We start from the raw sequence: 21,220 nt of genomic DNA, 5'->3' as shown, positions 1-21,220 counted from the left end.
TACTCGAGTTGATGTAGGTTGGATGCCGGCCCAACCTGCCCGAGTTTCAATGAGCAGCTCCTGCAAAGCCCTCGGCAGGCCCCCACCGGATGTCGAGGTACACCGCATGCCCTGGCCGGCTCTTCTTTGATGCGAGCACCGTTTCGAGGTCGAGCGGACGCACTTCAAGCAGCTCCGACGCGGATTCGTCGATCCGACTGCTGAGATAGTGGAACGCAGCCTCCGCCGTGGTGAACGCTGGAATGCAGCTGCTGTCCTCATCGATCTTTTCCAGCAGGGCCGATGCGCTGCTGCGAAATATCAGGGCGTAGACATCCATCGCTCACCATTTCCTGTTGCGTCGCACGCCGCGATACCCATCATGCACCCGCTGGAGCATTTTTGATCCTGATGCTTACATCGCGGTCGCTTCATCACTACCGTCATACCGGCGAAAGCCGGTATCCAGTCCTGCAAGCGCTGCAGCAGTTGAGGGACTGGATACCGGCTTCCGCCGGCATGACGGGTCTCGAATGTTTTTGACTGAATCGAAACTGCTCTAGTACTTCATGATCTTCGTCAGCACCAGCAGGAACTCCAGCGCCACGCCGGACACGAAGCCCATGAAGAAGGAGCGTCCCATCAGCTTCAGCAGGATGCCGCCCACAAAGCCGAATCCCAGGAGCTTGAGGAGCCGCTTGAACGCGTCTCCCACCACCGCCTCGCCGCTTTGCTTCTCGCCGCTGGTGACGGCGGCGTTCTGGTAGCCCGCGAGGGTGATCTTCTCGAGCGGTGTGGCCAGCCTCGTCGTCGGTTTCGTCTGCGAACCTACCGGATCTTCCTCGATCCAGAACATGTCGTTCTGGTCCTTGCTGATTCTCCCGGTGGCGATCTCCTTGCCCGGCTCACAAGCCTCGAGCTGGGCGATGATGGCACCGCCCTCGGTCCTGCACCACCAAGCCCTTCGGGGGCCGTTGAAGTCCTCCGCTGCCATGCTCGTCATGGGCAGGAACGCCGTTACCGCCAGAAAAACCATGCATGCGACTTTCGAAAGGTACCGGGCACGACTGGACATCAGGTAATTCCCCCATGGCAATCACGATTGACTGAGAGCGACAGTTTATCCATCGGCAGAGGTGGCCGAAGGTTTTCTTCCTGCCATCAGTCTTCAAAGGGCACTTTCGCCAACGCCATCTGCGCAGGCCGACAACGGGGCCGGCGCCATGACAATGAAACAAAATTCGAGAGTTCCAGCAACCTGACATCTTCGTCAAGTCTTGGGCTCGACTACGTCTCTCCCGCCAATGCGCAGCCGCAGCCACCAGCGCCCGACGAAGCCGGGAACCGTGGCGGTGGAAGCCTGGGGAGCGGTGGGCTGGTGCACGGGATTGGCCCGGGAAAAGGATCGCCGTCAGGATAGCAGCAGCGTCGCGGTACATGCCGGCGGCCCTGCCCCGCCTCCGCGGTGCTGTCGCGCCGCAGGCCTTCGAGTATTCTGATCCGATCCGCGCATGCGCCGTCCCCAGCGCCCCTTCACCATGAACCCAGACTTGCCGAACCCCGAACCCGAAGCGCGCGGCGCGCTGCTGCGCAGGCTGCTGCGGGAGGTGCTCCGGCACGACCGCGCAGGCGTGCTGGCGGCGGCCGCGCTGATGCTGCTGGTGGCGGTTCTCGAGGGCAGCGGGCTGCTGGTACTGGCACCGATGCTGGGCCTGGTCGGCCTGAGCACAGGGCCGCAGACCGATGCAGGCGGGCCGCTCGGGATGCTCGCGCAGCTCGGACTGGCGCCCACGCTGGGCGGCGTGCTGCTGGGCTACCTGCTGCTGATCCTGCTGCATTCGCTGTTCTCCTGGCGGCGCGACCTGGCCACGGCGCAACTTCAGCAGGGTCTGGTGGATCGCCTGCGCATGGACCTGTACCGCGGCATCGGCCGCGCCGAGTGGTCGTTCCTGGCGCGCACGCACAGCGCCGAACTGAGCCACGCGCTCAACACCGACCTGGGCCGTATCAACCAGAGCCTGACTGCGCTGCTGCAGCTGTCGACCACGGCGGTGATGGCCTTGGCCTACCTTGCGATCGCCTTCAGCCTGTCGGCACCCCTGACCGGCCTCACGCTGGCTCTCGGCGGGATGCTGCTCCTGCTGCTGCGTCGCCAGCATGCCGCCTCGCATGCCGGCGGCTACCACCTGACCCAGGTCACGCGACAGCTGCAGGGCGAAACCAGCGAGTTCCTGTCCGGCCTCAGGCTGATCAAGGGCGGCAACCTCGAGGAGGCCGCGGAGCAGCGCTATCGCGGACGCCTGCGCGAGGCGCGCGCGGAGCTGCTGGCCTTCACCCAGCGGCAGGCGATCTCACGCGGCCTGCTGCGCGTCGGCGGTGCGCTCGCGCTGGCCGCGCTCACCTATCTCGCGCTGACGCAGATGCGCATCGCGCCGGCGAAGGTGCTGGTGCTGGTCTTCATCTTCTCGCGCCTGTTTCCGTTCCTGTCGACCTTGCAGCAGAACTACGAGCGCCTGCTTTACACCCTGCCTGCCTACGCCGCGTTCGACGCCATGCGCCGTCGTTGCGCCGCCGCCGCCGAGCCGGACAGCCTGGGTGCGCCGCCGCCGTTTCGCGAGGCGCTGCGGCTGGAGCAGATCTGCTATCGCCCGCCCGAAGCGTCCGCCGATATCCTGCGGGAGGTGAGCCTGGACATCCCCTGGCTCAGCACGGTCGCCCTGATCGGCCCCTCCGGCGCAGGCAAGAGCACGCTGGCCGACCTGGTCAGCGGCCTGCTTGCGCCCAGTGCCGGGCGCATCCTGATCGACGGCGCCGTGTTGCGCGACCGGCGCGCCTGGCGCCAGTGCGTCGCCTATGTGCCGCAGGACGGTTTCCTGCTCAATGCCAGCGTGCGCGACAACCTGCTGTGGACCCAGCCGGACGTCACCGAGACGGAGTTGTGGGAAGCGCTGGCACAGGCTGCCGCGGACTTCGTGCGCGAGTTGCCGCAGGGCCTGGACACCGTGCTGGGCGAGCGCGGCCTGCGCCTGTCCGGCGGCGAGCGCCAACGGCTGGCCATCGCCCGCGCGCTGCTGCGCCGGCCACAGCTGCTGATCTTGGACGAGGCCACCAGCGCGCTCGACCGCGACAGCGAGCGCCGCATCCAGGACTCCCTCACGCAGCTGCACGGCCAGCTGACGATCCTGGTCATCGCGCACCGCCTCGCCACGGTGCGTGACGCCGACCGGCTCTATGTGGTGGAGCGCGGCACGGTACGCGAGGGCGGCAGCTTCGAGGAACTCTCCCGCAGCGGCTACCTGGCGCGGCTGGGTGGCGAAGGGGCTGTGCATGCGTGAACGCCTGATCAAGCGGCCGGGGCGCTTCCTGGCCGCGCATCCCCTGCTGAACCCGGTCTTCGCGCCGCTGTACCACGGTCTGGTCGCCGCGCAGATGAGGCTGGTACGCGCGACGGATGTCCTGCGCCCGGCGCCCTGCGGCGACGATGCCCTGCTGGACCAGCTGACTCTGGTGGTCAAGACCTTCGAGCGTCGCCCGCTGCTGCTGCGCCTGCTGCGCAGCATCCGCCGGCACTACCCGCGCATCCGCATCGTCGTGGCCGACGACAGCCGCCACTCCGAGCCGGTCGAGAGCGTGGAGTACCTGACGCTGCCCTTCGACAGCGGCGTGTCCGCCGGGCGCAACGCCGGCCTGGCGCGGGTGCGGACGCCGTACACGATGATCCTCGATGACGACTTCGTCTTCTATCGCGGCACCGACCTGCTGGCCTCGCTGCGCCGGCTGGTCGCGGAGGAGTGCATCGACATCCTTGGCGGGATCGTCATCACGCTGCCGATGATGGAGTGGAACGATTCCAGCCGGATGTCGATCTACAAGCCCGACGCGGCGCCGGCGGCGGAACGCATCGGCGGTCTGGAGCGGCGGCGCAAGGTGCCCAATTTCTTCATCGCGCGCACCGCGCGCTTGGCGCAGGTCGGCTGGGACGCCCGGCTCAAGCGGCTCGACCACATCGACTTCTTCACCCGCGCCGACGGTCTGCTGTGCAGCGTGCTCGATCCCTCGCTGCGCTGCCTGCACGTCAAGTCGCTGTTCGACCGCCACTACATGCGATATCGCCAGGACTACCAGGCCGACCGCGAATTGCTGCAGCAGCTCTATCCCGGCGTGCCGATCGAGAAATGAAGGCCAGGATTCCTCCCGAAAGTCTTGGCTCCGCCGAGGAACTGCTGGCGCTGCTGCTGCGTTCCCGCTGGACCGGCGAGCAGGTCGCGGCAACCGATGTTGCCTTGGTGGATTCGGCAGCGTTCGCGGCGCAGTTGCGGCTGCACGGCGTGGCCAGCGTGCTGGCGCTGCGGCATCGCGAGCAATTGCAGCAGCTGCCGCCGCAACTGGCGAACGAGGTGGTCCAGGCGCAGCGTCGCGGCGCTGTCGCATCGCTGTCGCAGACCGCCGCCTGTCTCGCGGCGAGCCAGGCGCTGGAACGGGCGGGCATCCCCTGCCTGCCGCTCAAGGGCCAGGCGCTGTCCTGGCAGCTCTACGGTGCCATCGGCGTACGCCACAGCGGCGACATCGACCTGCTGGTCGATCCTGCCGCGCTGCCGCAGGCGGTGGAAGTGCTCCAGGGGCTGGGCTACCGACCGACGCTGCCGCTGCCACCCAACGCCCTGCACTGGCGCGAGCGCATGCGCACGGTGCACCACGTCAATTTCCGCGACGAGCGCGGCAGCTACCTGGAGCTGCATTGGCGCACCGACCCCCTGCGCCGCACCTCGCTGCCGCCGCTGGCGCAGCTGCTGCCGCGGCTCGGCGTCATCGCCGAAGGGCCACTGCAGGGCCTGCGCCAGCTGTCGCCGGCCCTGCAGCAACACTCCCTGGCCAGCCACGCCTGCCGCTCCCGCTGCGCACGCTGGAAATGGGGCTATGACCTGCTGGAGATCGTCGGCGCCGCCGGCGCCTCGCCCTGGGAGCCGCGCGTCATCGCGGCGCAGGATCCCTACACCCGCCAGGTGCTGCGCAGCATGGCGGCGCAGCTGCGGCTGCCAGGTTGGCGGTGCTCGCTGTCGGATGCCCTGACGGGCCGTGCCGCCGCCAGCGAGCGCAGCGAGCTGCTGCGCGGCGGCCCTGGCATGGGGCGAACCCTCGCTGAGGGCGCCCTGCTGCACGCTGCAGCCTGGGCGGCCCTGCGCGATGGCCCGGCACGCTTCGAGTACCTGAGCTGGGTCGCCACGCGCGTGTCGCCGGAGATCGGCGAAGCAGCCTACTCCCGGGTCGCCCGCAGGCCCTGGCTGGCACCGCTGCTGCGGCTCACCGCGGCACTACGGCGCGAATTCCGGGGCTGAGGTGGTGCCCCGCAAGAGCACGGTGCCCGGAATCCGGCCTTGCGGAAGGCTGTACTTGCGGCCAAACGCCGAATATCGTGTCCTGTGAACCGAACGCATGCCGCCGCCAGCCGAAACTTCCAGCCCCACCCCGGACTCCGCGATCGCCGGGCGATGGCAGCGGCTGCGCCGACGACTCCGTAACGCAGCTTCCCGGTCCGCCTTCGAGCTCGGCTGGTTCTTCCCTGTGCTGCTATTGCTCGGAGCCGGCCGGGCGGCGGTCCTGCTGGTGCCGTTCCGCAGGATGGCCCCCGTGGTGGGACGCCAGCAGGGTCCCTGCCCCTGGATTCCGCTGCTGACGCCGCGGCAGAGCCGGCGCGCGGACCAGATCGGCCGCTCGGTGCGCCTGGCCGCGCGCTACGCGCCCTGGACCGCCAACTGCTTTCCCCAAGCCCTTGCCGCCACTGCGATGCTGCGGCTCTATCGCGTACCCTACACCCTGCACTTCGGATTGCGCCACGGCACGGACGGCAGCGAGATGAATGCCCACGCCTGGATCAGCGCCGGCCCGGTCAAGGTCACGGGTGGCGCGAGCTTCAGGCAGTTCACCGTGGTGGGCACGTTCTACTACGCCGGGGCCCGCTGAGCGGCAGCGCTACGCAGGGCGGTGCCGGCGGCACTCACCGCCCGATGCCACCGCCGGTCGCCAGCAGCCCGCCACGGACTGCCTGCAGCATCGACAAGCCGAAGCCGGCGTTGCCCTCCAGCAGGACCGGGCCCTCCGGCGTGATCACCCAGTCCCAGGCCGCCGCCCAGAGACCGGGGACCAGGGACTGCGCATGCCTGCTCTGATCCAGTACCTCCTCCCAGTGAGGCACCCGGAATCCCTGCGGCAGACGCGCACAGACCTCGGTCTGCGCCGCGCGGGCCGCCGGCGGCAGGTCCTCCGGACGGCGCGGTTGCGGGCATCCCTGCTCGTCCAGCGGCAGGATCACGTAGCTGTGCCCTGCCTTGCCGCCCGGCGGCTCCGGCGCGGGGATCTCCAGCATCGCGAACCACGCGGGTCCGCCCCCGCCGCGCGTGAACAGCCGCAGGGTGATGGCCTCTTCGCTGTCGCACAGCGCCCCCAGCCCGCGGTGGTTGCGCAGGGCGGGCTGGACCAGCGCGTCGCCGCGTTCGAGAAGCGCCTGCCAGGCCTGTGCCACGGCCGCGGCATCCACCAGGGGTCGCCCGTCGAAGCCTTTTCCGCGCAGGCTGTCGCCTTCGCGCCACACCGCGAACGCACCCAGCCCGGCATGTCCCGCCCGGGCCTTGCAGAACCAGGCCTGCTGGCCGCGGCCCAGGCAGGGATCCAGTGCCGCGCCGTCATGCCGCGGCAGGCAGTGCAGTGTTTCGACGGTCGGGATTCCTTCGGCCCGCAAGACTTCGGCGCAGCGGATCTTGTCGGCCAGCAGCCTGCGGGAGCGCTCCGCCTCGGGCCCCGGGCTGCAGAGGCGGCTCCAGGCGCCCGCCTCCAGATCGTAGACGTAGTCCAGCGCCGTGCCGGGGCGGTGGTGAACGCCCAGGCGCCGGGCCTCGAAGGGCGGGATGCCCCACCAGAGCGCCAGCCGCAGCAAGCGGAAGAACTCGCGCGGCAAGGGCCCGGCTCCCGCGCCGCCCGCCTCGCGGGACAGCGAGCCTGCGGCCTGGTAGCTCTGGCGCCAGGCGTGGAGGCCCGACCAGCGCAGCCACAACCAGCTTTCTCCCAGCAACCACAGCAGCCGGGGCAGCCGCGGCCCGGATCGCCACCAGAGCCGCAGGTGCAAGCGCCCCCGCGCGCCGAACCCGTGCAACAGCACCCCGGGCCCCAGCAAGCCATGCGGGCCAGGCTTGCGCCCATACCTGCGCAGGAGCATCGCCCAGCGCTGCGGCCCGGTGCTCAAGGCGCCTGCACGAGCCAGGCATTCAGCCAGAGCAGCGTCCCCAGGTAGCGGCGTACGGCGAAACCTGCCGCGGGAGCCAGGTTGCCGCTAGGCTGCCCATCCACCCAGCGCAGCAGGCAGGACGGATCGACCAGTTCGGCGACCGCCGGGTGCAGGTTCCCCGCCAGCGCCCGGATCTGGCTGCCGGACAGCGCGGGCCCATCCGGCCACTGGATGAAGCGGCCCATGTCCTTGGAGGGCTTCCACGCCACCCGCTCCGGCACCACGCCGTCGATGGCGCGCCGGTGCAGATAGCGCCCCATCTGCCGCGGCCCGCGTTTCTCGATGCTGGGCGTCGACAGGTACTGCTGCACCAGGCGCGCATCCCACAAGGGCCAGCGGTATTCGATGCCCCAGCTCGCTGCCGACAGCGTGCAGCTTTCGAAGCGCTGCCCGATGTAGGGCTGCCGCAGCAGGTACTGCAGGATGAAGTCGTTGGTGCGCCGGTAGGGCGCATCATGAACGGCGGTGGCGAACCAGGCATCGCGCAGGCCGAATTCCTCCACCACCTCCCGGCGCAGGGGCTGCTGCGACCACCGCAGGTTGCGGGCCCGCCAGGAAACCGGGTCGTGGCTGGGCTTGCCGCGTCGCTTGAGCAGCATCCTGGCGACGCGCAGGCGGCGGGTCAGGGCATTGCCTGGCAGCATGTCCTGCAGGGTTTCGTAGCGGCCGGCATCCAGCATCTCCAGCCGCACATGTGCCGCCGGATTGGAGACCACCTCATCGCCGCCGAAGCCCGAGTACAGGGTACGGATGCCGCGCGCCTGCGCCTCGCGGTAGAACGGGGTATGGCCGCTGCCGTTGGCGTTCTCCTCGGGATAGCCGATGACCCGCAGCGTGCGCAGCCGCAGGGCTTCGCGCTGCTCCTCGCTCTCGTTGCGGGAGGTGGCCACGTAGTTGTGGCGGATTCCCGCAGCCTGGCTGGTTTCCAGGATGAAGGCCTGCTCCTCTTCGTAGAGCAGCAAGGCGAAGCCGTGCAGGCGATCGCCGGGATCGTCCAGGAAACGCGCGAGGTAGCTGGTGACCGTCGCGGAATCGATGCCGCCGCTGTTCTCCGTGCCCAGCGGATATTCGCTGGGCATGCGACAGCGGATCGCCTCCTCCAGCCGCGCGCGATAGGCATCGACCCAGCGGGAATCGCGGATGACCGCGTCCGGGCTGTCGTCGCGCCAGTGGTGCCAGCGCCGCAACAGGGGCCTGGCGCCTGCCTCCAGGATCATCAGGTGCCCGGGCGGCAGTTTCCTGATCTCGCGGTAGCCGGTGCGCTCCTCGGACGGCGACAGCCAGAGCACATACTCGGCCATCCAGCGCCGATCGGGCGTCAGCGCCATGCCGCGCAGCGTCTTCAAGGCCGCGGCCGAGGTCGCGAAGGCCAGGGCGCCGGCATCATCGCGGTAGTACAAGGGCTTGATGCCCATCGCGTCGCGCACGAGGAGCAGGCGACGGCGCCGCGGATCGACCACCGCGATCGCGAAATCGCCGGCCAGATGCTCCGGCAGGGCGTCGCCCCAGCGGCGCCAGGCCTGGAGGACCAGCGCGCTGTCGAGCATGGGGCCGAGCTGCGCAGGCTGAAGCCCCAGGGCCTGCGCCAGCTCGCCGCGATTGTCCAGGCGCCCCCAGAAGGCCACCACGGCGCCGGATTCGGCACAGCGCAGCGGCAGGACTTCATCGCGCGAGGCCGCCGCGTTGAATACCCGCTGCGCCAGCAGCAAGGCGGGCCCCTCGCACCACAGGCCCTCGCGGTCGGGCCGGTGATAGGGCGCGAGCGCCGCGCCCAGGCGTCCGGGCTCCGCAAACTGCAGCGGACTGGTCCCGGTTCCGGGGCACATCAGTCCGGCGAACATCGTTGCTCCCGCTGAACCCATGCGGCGCGGTTCTCAGACATGTGCCGGGTTTCCCTGCGAATCCAGATGTCTCAAGCGTCGCACAACTGCCCCAGGGTCCGACAATACCTGGCTGCCGTGTGGCCCGGGCAGGCCATGCCTGCGCCTCCCGTCGAGGACTTGCGGTAGCATCTCAACACTACCGTGATCGCTGCGACGGAAGCAGTCCCCCATGATGACTTTCGAGACCTTCGATTCACTGCTGTCCCAGCCGTTCGAACTGGAATCGGCGGAAGGCTACCGGCTGCCCCTCCAGCTGGCCGAATGCCAGCGCGCCTGCGCGGGCGGGCCCCCGGGAGGCTTCAGTCTTATCTTCGAAACCGACGTTCAGCCGCACTGGCCACAAGGCACCTACTGGCTGCACCATCCCGCGCTAACCCCCGAGATCCTGTTCGTCGTGCCCATCGGACCACCGCCGGCCTCGGGGCTGATGCGCTATCAGATCGTCTTCGGCTGACCGGCCTTCGACAGACCCTGGTGTGGTGTCCCGGAAGGCCGTTGAACCAAGTGGCAGTCCCCTCTCCCGCTTGCGGGAGAGGGTGCCCGGAGGGCGGGAGAGGGTTTCTGTAAATCTTCACTGTGGTTAGTCCAAGATGGATCTACAGAAACCCTCTCCCCCAACCCCTCTCCCGCAAGCGGGAGAGGGAAACTTGTTCAGCGAATATCTCGAACAAGACACTAGGCGGGCGGCGGGGGCGACCAGCGCATCTGGAAGTGCAGCCTGGACGCTTCGGTGGGGCCATCGGCCACGAACCCCATCGACACGTAGAGCCGGATGGCGTCGGTATTGTCGAGCCTCACGCTGAGGATCACGGGCGCCGGCAAGGTCGCCGCGACACGCTGCATGGCGCCGATCACCGTGGTGCCGATCCCCTGGCGGTGAAACGCGGGCAGCACCGCGAGGTCCACGATCCGGATGCCGTCGGCGCCGAAGTCCAGCACCAGGCGCCCGATCGTGTCGCCGGACTTCTCGATCATGTAGTACAGCGCATTCGCGAAACGACGGGCGTACTCCGCATCCCGCGCCCGCAACTGCATGTCCAGGATCGACTGGATATAGTCCGCGCCTCCTTGCAGCAGCTGCAGTTCCGGACGGTTGGCATCGTGGATGCGGCGTTCGGTGGTATTGTCCGACGCGCGCGTCATCCGCAAGCGGATGCCATTGGGAAGATCGGCAGTTCCGAACATGATCGAGACACAGGTCTGGCCGTTGAATCCGCACTATGCCCAAGTCTCCATCGGGCGAAAAGGGCGTGCTCCGCGCCATTGCGGCAGCGTCCCGTTGGCGGAACCGGCATGACCGGCCAGGGCCTGGACTTCCACTACCGCGCGCACGGCCTGGATATCTCCAGCGAGATCGAATTCCCCGAGGCCAGTCCGAGGGCGCCCGGCGCGGCGGACGCGATCATCCGCTATGGCGCGGTTCCGCCGTCGATCGGGAACGCGGTCGCCTGCGGAACCCGCCATCGCATCGCACCAGGGGAATGCCTGCTGGACTTTCCGGGCGTGGCGCGCTTCTGGGTGCGCGCCGGGCGCGAGGTGACGGTGGCGCCCGAGCCCGGAGCGTCCGCGGAGGACCTGCGGGCCGGCATTCTGTCCAATGTCATGGGCGCGCTGGTGTACCAGCACGGGCTGTTCCCGCTGCACGCGAGCGCCGTGGACCTCGGCGGCGAGTGTGTCCTCTTCATGGGCGCGTCCGGAGCCGGCAAGTCGACGCTCGCCGCGGCCTGTCACGCGCGCGGCCTCAGCGTCTACAGCGACGATCTCTCCGCCATCGCCGCCGTCGGGCACACCAGTCCCATGGTCCATCCGGGCTACCGGGTCCTCAAGCTTTGCGACAACAGCCTCAACGGGCTGGGCCCGGCCCTGGGCGGGCTACGCTCGCTGGCCGTGCGCCTCGGCAAGCAGCACATCGCGCTGCCGCAGGCCAGGCCCCTGCCGGCGCTGCCCGTCCGTGCGATCTTCGCGATCACGCCCGGAGCGGAGGGCGTATCGGCACTGTCCCCGCTCCAGGGTGCCGACAAGATCCGCCTGCTGCTGCGGGAGACCTATCGCCGCAGGATGTTCTCCGGACTGGGGCGGCAGGCTGACCACTTCACGCTCGCCGCGCGCATCGCGCGGGATACGCCGGTGAGCCTGCTGCCCCGCCCGGATGGCCTGGCCGGCGTCCTGCGGCTCGTGGACCAGCTCGGAGAGCTGGCCCCGGCGCGCCGCAGGACGCCCTGAGTCGCTTCAGTTGCGGCTGGGGAAAATCCCCTCCAAGGCGATGCAGAAGTTGAGGGCCAGGAAGGGCGGCATGATGCCGAACGGCTGGTTGCCGCCCGCGAGGCCGATGGTGGCGGTGCCGCTGGCCTTGATCGAATCCGCGGCCATCAGCTTGTTGTCGGCCGCAACCGGCGGCGCATAGATATGGTTACCGACCGCTGGCGAGGCCAGCATGTTGTTGAGCGGGTTGAGCGCGCTCGCCGTCGCGGTTTCTCCGTACAGGGAGGCCGTCACGGTGACGGTGGCCGTGTGCGAGTGCGAGGGCATCTGTGCCTGGGTCAGGGTCGTACTTTCGGTCCCGCCCATTTCTCCCAGATTGCGGCTGCTCAGCCCGGGGCCATTGCCGAAATGCATCGGCATCCGCCCCTGCAGATTGGGCAGGGCGTAGGTCGTCTGGCCGTTGCCGCCGTAGGTGGTTCCGAGCAGTGAAAAAAGGGCGGTACTCTGTGCGATCGGAAGTATCTGTCCGTTGCAGAACGCCCAGCCCCTTGGCGCAAAGTTGAAGCCGAAGATCGAAATCATGCCCAGAAAAGGTTCAGACATTGCCAGTCTCCCTGTGATGCTGTGTTTGCTACCCCGTGCTTCGCCTGGACCCGATCAGGTCCGGTTTCAGTGTGATGACTTTCGCAGCGGGCCGCAAGTGAATATTCATGTTTCAATGGCGATCGGTTGAGGCATGATGGGTCGCCGCCCACAGCCCGACCGCGAGACCCGAATCGCCGTGACCGGAACCCCCGCCCGCCGCAGGCTTGCCCCACCGGCCTCGCTGGCCCGTGATGAGTGGCCGGACCGGCTGCGGCTGCCCCTGCGATTCGATCCGGCCCGGCTGGCCGGGGAACTCGCCGCCCTGGAGGCCCGGGCCTGGATCGATCACTTCGTGTCCGACCACTACCAGGGGCGATGGTGCGCGATCCCGCTGCGGATTCCGGCGGGGACCGAGCGGCAGCACCCCATCCTGCAGATCAGCTCCCACCCCGGAACCACCGCCTACGTCGATGCGCCGTTGCTCGACCGGCTGCCCGCCTTCCAGGAGGTCCTGCGGGGGCTGGGCTTTCCCCTGGCTGCCGCCAGGCTGATGCGGCTCGACCCTGGCGCCGTGGTGAAGCCGCACAGCGACCCGGACCTGGACGGGCAGGGGCATGCGCGGATTCACATCCCGGTGCGGACCAACCCTGGCGTCCGCTTCGTGTTGAACGGAACGCCGGTTGTCATGCGGGCGGGGGAATGCTGGTACCTGCGACTCTCGGACACCCACTCGCTCCACAACGACGGCAGCGAAGCGCGCGTCCACCTGGTGGTGGATGCGCCGGTGGGCCCGGAACTGCGGGCGCTCATGGTCCGGGCTCAGTCCCTGCCCGAGCACCAGCGTTCGTAGGCGGGCTCGGCCCACTGCGCGCAAGCGGCGCGGATCGCGCCGCTCGCGGCGGCCCGCTTGCGCTCCGCGTCGGGGACGAAGCGACCGTCGGGGTGCTTGGCATCGTTCTCCCCCGCAAGCCGCAGCGCCGCCACCTCCTGCGGCGAGAACCGCAGTCCCGCCATGCCGCTCCAGGCCAGGTCCGGCAATGCTTCGTAGGGCACGGAAACCAGCTGCTCGCGCTGCCTCGCGGCCTCGCGGAAGAAGGCGCCGAGGATGGCGGCGGCGTGGACTTCCGGCGGCATGGCATCGCGCTGTTCCGCCGAGACCCCCATCTCCTCCGGTGTCACCGTGTCGCGCACCAGCGTGAACGAAGGGCGCTGCATCAGCGACACCAGCACTTCCAGCGGATGCCGATGCACGAACAGCAGGGGTACGCCCGGGAAGACCCGGCGCAGCCGCTGCAGCTCGAAGAGGTGCCAGCAGTCCAGCTTGATGAACAGCCTCTGCGCGGGCAGCGCCTGCGAGGCGGCGAAGGCCTCCACGGCACTAGCCAGGCAGGCATCGCGCCAGTCCGGCGCCATGCCCTGGAGTGGCGCCTGCGCCCTGAGGATATCGTCGAAGATGCGCGCCTCCGACACCACGAGGTGAACGGGCAGCGCGGCGAGCATCCGCGACAGCAGGGTCGAGCCGCAGCGCGAGACGTGCAGGATGAACGCCGCGGGCCGCGTCGCGCCGCTACCCTGCCTCCAGGACGCCAGCGGCGTCGTCGAAACCGGCGGGCGCCCTGCGGCGGCGCGTCGCAGCCGCGACAGCGTGTCATCGAAAAAGGGTTCGGCGAAACGCCCGCCATCCGTCGGCCGCCAGAGCAGCTGCGGCGGCTGCGCGGCGAAGTCGATTCCGGTGGGCACCCGGTATTCCATGCAGCAGCGCGTCCCTACTGCGCGCCCAGCGCGGGCAGCGCCTGCAGCCGCGCCCAGGTCTCCTCCAGCCCGGGCAGCACCGATCGGATCTGCGCTTCGTTCTGCCGCCACTTTCCGGGCGCGGGCGGCGTCAGGGTGTGCTGCGAAGGGGGCAGGTCGGAAGCGACGGCCGCCTGGAGCCCGAGGCAGCAGGGAACTTCCATGAAGCTGCAGAGTTGCGCAACCGCCGCGGCCGGCGCCGCAAGCAGATCCTCGTAGCGCAGCGCGCACCAGTCGCTGCCGGGCAGCGCGAGCAGATCGTTCAGCGCGATCTCGTTGGCGGCGCGCCACTGGAAGGCGGCAATCCGCTCCAGCGAAGCGCCCCGCAGCTCCCGCCAGCCCGGCGGCAGCAGCAGGGACCACGGCGGCCCGGGCCAGTCCGGCAGGTCCCGGTAGTTCACGAAGCGACCGGAGCGCCAGGCCTCCAGGATGCTGCTGACGTTATCGCGGGGATCCCGCAGCAGGAAGATGAAGCGGGCGTCCGGGAACAGGGTACGCAGCAGCGGGACGCGCAGAGCATTCTTTGGGGTCTTTTCCAGGAAGCGCAGGCAACCGGGCCGTGCCTCGGCGGTGAGCGCACGCCATCGGACGCCTTCACTGTTGCGCAGCCGCCGCGACATCGCCAGCAGCAGTTGCGCGCGGTCGCCGAGCCCGAGGTCGCCCGCCGTGAGCCGGTTCGAATCGTATCCCCGCTGGCGCGGGTTCCAGCGGGGAACGGTCTCGAACTCGGCGCGCGCCTCGCCCCCCAGGGTCCAGAGCGCCGATGCACGCGACAGCATCTCGAACAGCAGGCTGCTGCCGGAGCGCGGTGCGGCGACGATGAAGACCGGCCGGTCGAGCGCTGGCAACAGCCCGGTCACGGGGACAGGGCTGCGGGCCGGCGCGAGGTCTCCGCCACGATCGCAGGATCGAGCGCGGCCTGGTAGAAGGGCTTGAGCACCCGCACCAGCCTGCGGCCGTTGCTGCGCACCCGCAGGTCCTCGGGCAGCTGGGCAAGCTCCGCAAGGAGCCGCTGCTGCAGGACGCGGAACGCTGCCCAGCCGTCGGGGTCCTCGCCATGCGCGGCCCAGGTGGCCCGCCAGTCGCTCAAGCAGCGCCGCGAGGACGCGGCGAAACGCGGCAGTGCCTCGGCATGGAGCGGGTTGCCGGGCTCCGGCGCGGCGTCGGCCAGCGCCTCGGCGATCAGCGCGGCCAGTTCGGTCGCCGGCATCACGGCCGGCAGGTTGCAGCGCTCGGTGATGACCCGCGCGTCGAGCCCCGGATCGAAGACGATGCGACGCGGGCCAAGGGCTGCGGGCTGCGGGTGCTCAGGTGGCCCGGCGCGGTCCAGCAACTCCCAGAAAGCCGCCGAGCCGACCGTATCGAAGACCAGGTGGATGCGGGCGACGCCGGAGGCATTGACGACCGCATGGCTCCGCGAATTGTCCAGCAGCCAGGCCTCGCCCGGCGCCATGTGCAGCTCATGACCGTCGCAGACGAACCTGACCTCCGGGTCACTGACCACAGGCAGGTGAACGCGCACACGGTCGTGCCAGTAGTAATGCGAATCGAAGTGAGGGGGGACCTCGGCCCCGGCCTCCAGGCGCATCAGCCGCGTGCGGCCGATCACCGTCTCGAAGGAAGCGAGCGCCTGCCGGATGTAGGGGCAACGCCGCAGTGCGGCCGTGGGCCGCATGGGACCGCGCGTGTCGTCGTTGTCGCCCCCGTGCGCTGACACCAGGGGCAGCGAGGTGTTGCCGGGCAACCCACCCGGGTGAGGCCGCCAGGCCGCCTCGCCGAACTGCAGAGCCTCCTGCCGCAGGCACTCGGCATCGAACAGCAGGCCCAGACGATGGAATGCCGCGGCCAGCCGCATGCCTGCCTGTCGTCCAGTTCGCGCGTCAGAAACCCTTCGCTCAGGACGGCCCGTACATCGTGCCTTCCATGGGAGTCGGGGTGCTGGTCTTGCCGCTACCCTTGGTCTGCGGCATCGCGAGCACACGCAGCGTGGGCGTGACCCAGGGCTCCCGCTCGCCCGTGGACTCCGCCTGATCCGTGCCCGGCACCGGGCGGGGGAAGCGGCCGTTGAGTTCAGTCATGTTCGTCGTCCTCGAAACGAATGGGGCTTCAAGGATCGTAGCAGATGGCTGTGGCGGACGGGAGTCCGGAGCGGCACTCCTGCTCGCAGAGCCCGCGCCCAGCCTTCACGGACCGGCTGTATCGAGGTATCCCAGCCGTCGCATGGTCGGCGCATGGTCGCGGGTGATGCAGGCAGCTTGGTCGGGCGTCAGGTCCTGGCGCCAGCCGTCGCTGACGCCCCGCCGGAAGAAGGCCGGCAGCAGGCGCGGCTTCTCGCTGAAGCCCCCTGCCCGCTCCTGCGCCTGGAGGCGCTCGAAGCTGCTCCACTCGACCGCGCGTTCGATCTCCGCCGCATCACGGGCCAAGCCGGCGAAGGCCAGCGCGGCGGCCACGGTCTCCACCGGCCTGGCCCGGAGGTCCTCGTAGCGGACGAGGTGGACCGGAACCTCGCCGTTGTCGATCCAGCTGCGCACATGCCCGCCCCAGCTCGACAGGTGCTGGCGCAGTTGCCGGTCCAGGCGATTCCTGCTCCTTGCCAGTCCATGCTCCTCGTCCGCCATGCGAGCGATGGCGGTGTCGATGTCCCAGTTCGAATGCCGGGCGTAGGACACGCAGACGTCGAGCGGGTTGCGCACCAGGTAGATCGCGCCGCGGCTGGCATCGGCCGGAACCAGGGGCTGCCGTTCCAAGGGCCCGAGGTAGGCATCGTGGATCTTGAAGAACACCGGCTCGTCGTCCGGTATCGACACGGCCAGCTGCCGGTAGACCTGCGACCGCAGGCGATCCGTCTCCACCGCGCTCAGGTCCGCCGAATCGACGCCGGCCACGTGGTCGAAACGCGAGCGCGAGCCGAAACCCAGGGCGCCGAGCTCGTTGATGGATGCCGGCCCGGAACGATCGCGCTGCAGGTTCGCCAGCAGAGCGCGAAACCAGGTGTTGCCCGACTTCGGGTAGGACGCGAGCCAGACGATGCGCCTCACGGGCGGGGCGGCTCCCACCCGTCTCCCTCGCAGCGCAGCAGGCCGTGCGCGGACAAGGCCTCCAGGAAAGCCAGCACCTCACGCTCGCAACGCGCCATGTCGATGTCGTACTGCCGGACCAGGGCCTGGCACAGCTGGGCCATGGTCCGGGGCTCGGCGATCAGTTCCCAGATTCGGCTGCCCACGGCGTCGTAGGCATAGTAGTGGCCGCCTTCGACGTCCAGCAGCACGGTCTCGTGGTCCAGCTTCGATGCCAGGATGTCGCCCTTGCGGGAGATCCGGGTGTCCGGGGTCAGTATCAGCTTCGTCATTCGATGGTCCGCGATGAAGTGGTGGGGTGTTGCGACCGCCCCGGGCGTGCTGGCAGCAACTCGAGAATCTGGTCCATCGCCCCCCAGTATCCGGGTGTGCGCAAGCGCAGGAACGGCACCTCGCCGGCCAGCTTGAGTGCCTGCGCGAAGTGCGCGGCGGCCAGCCCCATCGGGCGCAGGCACTCGGAGCGGTAGGTGTTGCAGATGCAGGCCTCCATGCGATCCGGGCCCGACAGCGCTTCCGACTCCGCGCCGGCGCCGTTCCAGGGGGACAGGATATGGATACCGCGCAGCGGCAGGACGCGGTCGGCATGCCCGGAACCCAGGGGCAGAACGTGCTTGGCGAGACCCGGGCGGACCGGCTCCAGCCGCGCAGGATCGTAGCCGAGTTGGCTCAGGGCATCGGCCCAGACCTGGAGATACGGGGGGCCGGGAACGACGCTCGGCCCCTGGCCGGGGATGTTCCTGACCACGCAGAACTCGTCGGACAGCACGCGCCGCCCGCGAGCGTGCAGGGCCGCGGCCAGCGTCGATTTGCCCGTACCCGATTCGCCGGCCAGGGCGATGCAGCCATCATCCGTTTCGACGACCGCGGCGTGCAGGACCAGCTCTCCGCGCTGCAGCAGCAGCAGGCCGAAGACCAGGTTGAGCAGGAACACGCGCAGATGACCCTGCGCGATGCCCGCGGCCGGTTCGATCATGATCTCGGCGCCATCGCGCACATGGAAGCGGCCGATGCCCGGCAGCGAGAGCAGCGCCTCTCCGGGAGCGGCGGCGAGGCAGAGCCCGCTACGGACCGCCTGGGGTAGCCGCTCCGGCGTGGCGCCGAAGCGGATCTGGACATCCGCGTCGCCCCAGGCCTCCGGAAGCTCCGGACAGGCCATCTCGGACGCGATGTTGAAATCGAACAACCGATATCTGAACACCGGTCCTGGCCTGTGCCTTGTCGTCGAATGGAGTCGGCGCATTCTACGCAAGCAGAGCGCAGCTTGAAACGCACGGCTGGCGGCGGGCTTGCCGCTGCTGCCTCGCTGCGGCAGCATGCCCGAGCTCGCAGAGTTGCCATTCGCCCCCGACGAACACACACCATGCGCATCGACGCAGACCATCCCGAAGCCCACGATGCCTACGCCAGCCTCGCAGCTCTTCTGGAGCGTCACGGCGGTTGGCTGAGCCCCGACTTGGTCGTTCACCAGCGCGGCAGCGACCTCTGGGCCAGCACGGACGGAACAGCGGATGCAAGCGACCGGCTGATATGGATTCCGCGGCCGCTGCTGGTTCCGATCAGTGGGCTCAGCTGGCATGACGAAGACGAGCTGGCACTGCGCGACGATGGCGGCCGCCTCAGCCCGCTCCAGCGCGAGATCCTCGACGCGATGCTGCGCCTGTACCGGGTCACCGGCAAGCTGGCCTGGTCGCGCCGGCATCTGCCGGCAGTCGCGCTGGCCGCCGGCGATCCGCTCCGCGTGGACCTCTCCCGCTGGTGCCCGCATTTCGATTGGCCGGAGGGTGTCGCCGAGGCCTTCCTGCGCACCCGCCGCCTGCCGCTGAAGCACGATGGCCAGCGCGAGCCCGTACTGTTCCCGATCGGTGAAATCCTCAACCACCACCCGGAGGGCACGCGGCTGCGGGTAGAACCGGAGCATGGCCTGAGGATCCGCCGTGCCGGTCCCGCCGACGACGCGCAATGCTATGCCCGCTACCGTTCCAGGGACGCGCTCGACCTTCTCCTGGGCTGCGGCTACGCCGCCCTCCAGACTCGCTGCGCCCTCAGCCTGTCGCTGGAGATCGAACTGGCCGGGCTCGGACGCCTCAGAATCTGCCGTACCAGCCACAGGCCGGCGCAGGACCTCCCCCATGTCCAGTACAGCCCCGGGCAATTGAGCCTGAGCCACCTGAACTTCCACTGCGACAAGCCCGGCCGCAGCCTGGCGCTGCTCCGCATCGTCATCGGCGGCCTGCCGCTGCCTCCTTCCCGGCGCGAAGCCCTGGCGCTTGAAGCGCACGAGGCCCTGGCCGCGGCCAATCTCGATGCCTGGCGTCAGCTGCGGCAACAGGCGCTTCGCGTCATCGCCGACGGCCATCACCTGCCGGTTCACGGCATGCTGGTGGAGGTCGCCGAGCACCAGCAGCGGCTGATCGGCCTTGCCGCCGCCGTGGCTTGAACCACTTCCTCCGAGGACGAACGAATTGTGCTCAACGCCAACGGCGCTCTACGCTGCTCGAGACCTCGCAGCACAGCAAACGATGGCATCCGAGCTTGGTTGCTGCTCCCCGTCAATCTGACTGGATCGTCAGGTTTAAGGAGCGACTGATGCCAGCAGGGTCGGGTTTGAGCAGACCTCAACCGCCTATACTGAAGGCGTGGGGCGGTAGTCTGCGCCCGCGAAAGGGAGACGAAGATGACGGAGCTACCCTGGCTACCGGCGCGCTTTTTCGTATTCGCCGCGGCCTGCCTGCTGACGCTGCTGACCCTGGCCGGGGGCTTCATCCAGCCCGCCTGGTGGGCGATCACGCCCATCGCCGCCTTCTTCATGATCATCGGCATCTGGGACCTGGCCCAGAGCAAGCAGTCGATCCGGCGCAATTACCCGATCCTGGCGCACCTGCGCTTCTTCCTGGAGTTCATCCGCCCGGAAATCCGCCAGTACTTCCTGGAGTCGGACACCGAGCGCATCCCCTTCTCCCGCGCCCAGCGTTCGTTGGTCTACCAGCGCGCCAAGAGCCAGGAGGACAAGCGGCCCTTCGGCACGCAGCTGGACGTCTATGCCGACGACTACGAGTGGATCAACCACTCGATGCTGCCGCTCAAGGTCAGCGACACCGACTTCCGCGTGATGATCGGCGAGAACACCTGCGCCCAGCCCTACAACGCCTCGGTGTTCAACATCTCGGCGATGAGCTTCGGCGCGCTGTCGGCCAACGCGGTGCTGGCGCTCAACAAGGGTGCGAAGCTCGGCGGCTTTGCGCATGACACCGGCGAGGGCTCGATCAGCCGCTATCACCGCGAGCACGGCGGCGACCTGATCTGGGAGATCGGCAGCGGCTACTTCGGCTGCCGCGACGCACAGGGAAAGTTCGATCCCGAAGCCTTCGCGCGCAACGCCCGCGACCCGCAGGTCAAGATGATCGAGATCAAGCTGTCGCAGGGCGCCAAGCCCGGCCACGGCGGCGTGCTGCCGGGCGCCAAGGTGACGCGGGAAATCTCCGAGGCGCGCGGCGTACCGATAGGCGTGGACTGCATCTCGCCGCCGCGCCACGCGGCCTTCGCCACGCCGATCGAGCTGATGCAGTTCATCGCGCGCCTGCGCGAGCTGTCGGGCGGCAAGCCCACCGGCTTCAAGTTCGCGCTGGGCCACCCCTGGGAGTTCTTCGCGATCTGCAAGGCCATGCTGGAGACCGGCATCACGCCGGACTTCATCGTGGTGGACGGCGCCGAGGGCGGCACCGGCGCGGCGCCGGTGGAGTTCACCGATCATGTCGGCACGCCGCTGCAGGAGGCGCTGCTGCTGGTGCGCAACACCCTGGTCGGCATCAACCTCAAGGACCGCGTGCGCATCGGCGCCAGCGGCAAGATCATCTCGGCCTTCGACATGGCACGCTACATGGCCCTGGGCGCCGACTGGTGCAACAGCGCACGCGGCTTCATGTTCTCCCTGGGCTGCCTGCAGGCCCAGACCTGCCATACCGGCCACTGCCCCACCGGCGTCACCACCCAGGACCCCCTGCGCCAGCGCGCCCTGGTGCCGGCGGACAAGGCCACGCGCGTGCACCAGTTCCACCACCACACCCTGCACGCCCTGGGCGAACTGGTGGGCGCCGCCGGCCTGCAGCACCCGGCCGACCTGCAGCCGCGCCACATCGTGCGGCGCGTGTCGTCCAACGACGTGAGGCTGGTATCCAACCTGGTGACCTGGCTGAAGCCGGGAGAGCTGCTGGAGAGCCGCGCGAGTCATCCCGTGTACCAGTACTTCTGGCACCTGGCGGCGGCGCATACCTTCGAGGCCCAGATGCCCGCCGAAAAGGATGCCTCTGCTTTATCGAAGGCCATGGCTGTTATAGCGAATTAAATCGCCTTCAATGGCGAAATCATTGCATTATTTAAATGTAACTCGCCATATAAGTGGAAATAGTCTTATATCGCCACAAATG

The 21,220-nt window shown here is 68.9% G+C and carries 22 protein-coding genes; 9 read left to right on the top strand and 13 right to left on the bottom strand.

The genetic code is table 11. From position 1 onward, the window contains the following. Positions 1–46: 46 nt before the first annotated feature. A complete protein-coding gene (locus tag D0B54_RS11765) occupies positions 47–319 on the bottom strand; it encodes a hypothetical protein (protein ID WP_117291516.1) in 273 nt (90 codons plus the stop codon). A 219-nt stretch (positions 320–538) separates the two neighbouring features. Next, positions 539–982 (bottom strand): hypothetical protein, encoded by a 444-nt coding sequence (locus D0B54_RS11760; protein ID WP_162932364.1) that lies wholly within the window; start codon positions 980–982, stop codon positions 539–541. Positions 983–1,529: 547 nt separating this feature from the next. On the opposite strand from D0B54_RS11760, the gene D0B54_RS11750 reads away from it, so the two are divergent. From D0B54_RS11750 to D0B54_RS11735, 4 genes are all read left to right on the top strand, one after another. Continuing rightward, positions 1,530–3,314 (top strand): ABC transporter ATP-binding protein, encoded by a 1,785-nt coding sequence (locus D0B54_RS11750; RefSeq protein ID WP_162932363.1) that lies wholly within the window; start codon positions 1,530–1,532, stop codon positions 3,312–3,314. Then, positions 3,307–4,158, top strand: a complete 852-nt coding sequence (locus tag D0B54_RS11745) for a glycosyltransferase (RefSeq protein WP_162932362.1) — start codon at positions 3,307–3,309, stop codon at positions 4,156–4,158. The genes D0B54_RS11750 and D0B54_RS11745 overlap by 8 nt, the downstream gene beginning before the upstream one ends. After that, positions 4,155–5,315, top strand: a complete 1,161-nt coding sequence (locus D0B54_RS11740) for a nucleotidyltransferase family protein (RefSeq protein ID WP_117291511.1) — start codon at positions 4,155–4,157, stop codon at positions 5,313–5,315. Before D0B54_RS11745 ends, D0B54_RS11740 begins: the two co-directional genes overlap by 4 nt. A gap of 226 nt (positions 5,316–5,541) precedes the next feature. Further along, positions 5,542–5,940, top strand: coding sequence for a lasso peptide biosynthesis B2 protein (locus tag D0B54_RS11735; protein ID WP_205527336.1), 399 nt, complete (start codon positions 5,542–5,544; stop codon positions 5,938–5,940). Between the two features lie 34 nt (positions 5,941–5,974). Here the strand turns inward: D0B54_RS11735 and D0B54_RS11730 are convergent, their stop codons facing one another. Further along, on the bottom strand, positions 5,975–7,189 hold the full coding sequence (locus D0B54_RS11730) for a sugar-transfer associated ATP-grasp domain-containing protein (RefSeq protein WP_162932361.1): 1,215 nt from the start codon (positions 7,187–7,189) through the stop codon (positions 5,975–5,977). Between the two features lie 23 nt (positions 7,190–7,212). Next, positions 7,213–9,099 carry an asparagine synthase-related protein gene (locus tag D0B54_RS11725; RefSeq protein ID WP_162932360.1) on the bottom strand — a complete coding sequence of 629 codons (1,887 nt, stop codon included), beginning with the start codon at positions 9,097–9,099 and terminating at the stop codon, positions 7,213–7,215. A gap of 214 nt (positions 9,100–9,313) precedes the next feature. On the opposite strand from D0B54_RS11725, the gene D0B54_RS11720 reads away from it, so the two are divergent. Next, positions 9,314–9,595 carry a DUF6916 family protein gene (locus D0B54_RS11720; RefSeq protein WP_205527335.1) on the top strand — a complete coding sequence of 94 codons (282 nt, stop codon included), beginning with the start codon at positions 9,314–9,316 and terminating at the stop codon, positions 9,593–9,595. A 221-nt stretch (positions 9,596–9,816) separates the two neighbouring features. Here D0B54_RS11720 and D0B54_RS11715 read toward each other — a convergent pair whose 3' ends face one another. Then, positions 9,817–10,326, bottom strand: coding sequence for a GNAT family N-acetyltransferase (locus D0B54_RS11715; protein ID WP_117291506.1), 510 nt, complete (start codon positions 10,324–10,326; stop codon positions 9,817–9,819). Between the two features lie 108 nt (positions 10,327–10,434). On the opposite strand from D0B54_RS11715, the gene D0B54_RS11710 reads away from it, so the two are divergent. Further along, positions 10,435–11,364: a hypothetical protein gene (locus tag D0B54_RS11710; protein ID WP_117291505.1), complete on the top strand. Its 930-nt coding sequence runs from the start codon at positions 10,435–10,437 to the stop codon at positions 11,362–11,364. 6 nt (positions 11,365–11,370) lie between these two features. Here the strand turns inward: D0B54_RS11710 and D0B54_RS11705 are convergent, their stop codons facing one another. After that, entirely contained in the window at positions 11,371–11,946 is a 576-nt protein-coding gene (locus D0B54_RS11705) for a phage tail protein (protein ID WP_117291504.1), read from the bottom strand. Between the two features lie 178 nt (positions 11,947–12,124). Here D0B54_RS11705 and D0B54_RS11700 point away from each other — a divergent pair, with 178 nt between their 5' ends. Continuing rightward, positions 12,125–12,778, top strand: a complete 654-nt coding sequence (locus D0B54_RS11700) for an aspartyl/asparaginyl beta-hydroxylase domain-containing protein (RefSeq protein ID WP_205527334.1) — start codon at positions 12,125–12,127, stop codon at positions 12,776–12,778. Here the strand turns inward: D0B54_RS11700 and D0B54_RS11695 are convergent. The 7 genes from D0B54_RS11695 to D0B54_RS11665 all read right to left on the bottom strand — a co-directional run bounded on the left by D0B54_RS11695 (position 12,748) and on the right by D0B54_RS11665 (position 17,994). Continuing rightward, positions 12,748–13,668, bottom strand: coding sequence for a sulfotransferase (locus tag D0B54_RS11695; protein WP_162932359.1), 921 nt, complete (start codon positions 13,666–13,668; stop codon positions 12,748–12,750). The two genes, D0B54_RS11700 and D0B54_RS11695, sit on opposite strands and share 31 nt — an antisense overlap. A gap of 26 nt (positions 13,669–13,694) precedes the next feature. Further along, positions 13,695–14,579 carry a sulfotransferase family protein gene (locus D0B54_RS11690; protein ID WP_162932358.1) on the bottom strand — a complete coding sequence of 295 codons (885 nt, stop codon included), beginning with the start codon at positions 14,577–14,579 and terminating at the stop codon, positions 13,695–13,697. Next, positions 14,576–15,436 (bottom strand): aspartyl/asparaginyl beta-hydroxylase domain-containing protein, encoded by an 861-nt coding sequence (locus tag D0B54_RS11685; RefSeq protein ID WP_162932357.1) that lies wholly within the window; start codon positions 15,434–15,436, stop codon positions 14,576–14,578. Before D0B54_RS11685 ends, D0B54_RS11690 begins: the two co-directional genes overlap by 4 nt. Positions 15,437–15,614: 178 nt before the next feature. Next, entirely contained in the window at positions 15,615–15,797 is a 183-nt protein-coding gene (locus D0B54_RS11680; RefSeq protein ID WP_117291500.1) for a hypothetical protein, read from the bottom strand. A gap of 105 nt (positions 15,798–15,902) precedes the next feature. Continuing rightward, complete coding sequence (locus D0B54_RS11675; RefSeq protein ID WP_117295189.1) at positions 15,903–16,757, bottom strand: sulfotransferase domain-containing protein; 855 nt, start codon at positions 16,755–16,757, stop codon at positions 15,903–15,905. Next, positions 16,754–17,068 (bottom strand): PqqD family peptide modification chaperone, encoded by a 315-nt coding sequence (locus D0B54_RS11670; RefSeq protein WP_117291499.1) that lies wholly within the window; start codon positions 17,066–17,068, stop codon positions 16,754–16,756. Before D0B54_RS11670 ends, D0B54_RS11675 begins: the two co-directional genes overlap by 4 nt. Next, positions 17,065–17,994 carry a hypothetical protein gene (locus D0B54_RS11665; RefSeq protein WP_162932356.1) on the bottom strand — a complete coding sequence of 310 codons (930 nt, stop codon included), beginning with the start codon at positions 17,992–17,994 and terminating at the stop codon, positions 17,065–17,067. Before D0B54_RS11665 ends, D0B54_RS11670 begins: the two co-directional genes overlap by 4 nt. A 162-nt stretch (positions 17,995–18,156) precedes the next feature. Between D0B54_RS11665 and D0B54_RS11660 the strand changes: the two genes are divergently transcribed. Continuing rightward, the gene (locus tag D0B54_RS11660) at positions 18,157–19,233 is read left to right on the top strand and encodes a hypothetical protein (RefSeq protein ID WP_117291497.1); all 1,077 of its coding nucleotides are present in this window, start codon (positions 18,157–18,159) and stop codon (positions 19,231–19,233) included. 237 nt (positions 19,234–19,470) lie between these two features. Continuing rightward, positions 19,471–21,138 (top strand): FMN-binding glutamate synthase family protein, encoded by a 1,668-nt coding sequence (locus D0B54_RS11655; protein WP_117291496.1) that lies wholly within the window; start codon positions 19,471–19,473, stop codon positions 21,136–21,138. Positions 21,139–21,220: the final 82 nt, after the last annotated feature.

Origin of the sequence: Solimonas sp. K1W22B-7 (genome assembly GCF_003428335.1) — a bacterium.
In the GTDB taxonomy this organism is placed as follows: Bacteria; Pseudomonadota; Gammaproteobacteria; order Nevskiales; family Nevskiaceae; genus Solimonas_A.
The sequence above is the reverse complement of the archived record's forward strand: the minus strand, read 5'-3'. Positions and strand labels throughout refer to the sequence as shown.

Excerpts from the sequence above, each read along its gene's own strand:
- D0B54_RS11715 (WP_117291506.1), bottom strand. The coding sequence starts at position 10,326 with ATGTTCGGAACTGCCGATCTTCCCAATGGCATCCGCTTGCGGATGACG.
- D0B54_RS11705 (WP_117291504.1), bottom strand. The coding sequence starts at position 11,946 with ATGTCTGAACCTTTTCTGGGCATGATTTCGATCTTCGGCTTCAACTTT.
- D0B54_RS11730 (WP_162932361.1), bottom strand. The coding sequence starts at position 7,189 with ATGCTCCTGCGCAGGTATGGGCGCAAGCCTGGCCCGCATGGCTTGCTG.
- D0B54_RS11680 (WP_117291500.1), bottom strand. The coding sequence starts at position 15,797 with ATGACTGAACTCAACGGCCGCTTCCCCCGCCCGGTGCCGGGCACGGAT.
- D0B54_RS11660 (WP_117291497.1), top strand. The coding sequence starts at position 18,157 with ATGCGCATCGACGCAGACCATCCCGAAGCCCACGATGCCTACGCCAGC.
- D0B54_RS11765 (WP_117291516.1), bottom strand. The coding sequence starts at position 319 with ATGGATGTCTACGCCCTGATATTTCGCAGCAGCGCATCGGCCCTGCTG.
- D0B54_RS11740 (WP_117291511.1), top strand. The coding sequence starts at position 4,155 with ATGAAGGCCAGGATTCCTCCCGAAAGTCTTGGCTCCGCCGAGGAACTG.
- D0B54_RS11720 (WP_205527335.1), top strand. The coding sequence starts at position 9,314 with ATGACTTTCGAGACCTTCGATTCACTGCTGTCCCAGCCGTTCGAACTG.
- D0B54_RS11710 (WP_117291505.1), top strand. The coding sequence starts at position 10,435 with ATGACCGGCCAGGGCCTGGACTTCCACTACCGCGCGCACGGCCTGGAT.
- D0B54_RS11745 (WP_162932362.1), top strand. The coding sequence starts at position 3,307 with ATGCGTGAACGCCTGATCAAGCGGCCGGGGCGCTTCCTGGCCGCGCAT.
- D0B54_RS11655 (WP_117291496.1), top strand. The coding sequence starts at position 19,471 with ATGACGGAGCTACCCTGGCTACCGGCGCGCTTTTTCGTATTCGCCGCG.
- D0B54_RS11760 (WP_162932364.1), bottom strand. The coding sequence starts at position 982 with ATGACGAGCATGGCAGCGGAGGACTTCAACGGCCCCCGAAGGGCTTGG.
- D0B54_RS11725 (WP_162932360.1), bottom strand. The coding sequence starts at position 9,099 with ATGTTCGCCGGACTGATGTGCCCCGGAACCGGGACCAGTCCGCTGCAG.
- D0B54_RS11670 (WP_117291499.1), bottom strand. The coding sequence starts at position 17,068 with ATGACGAAGCTGATACTGACCCCGGACACCCGGATCTCCCGCAAGGGC.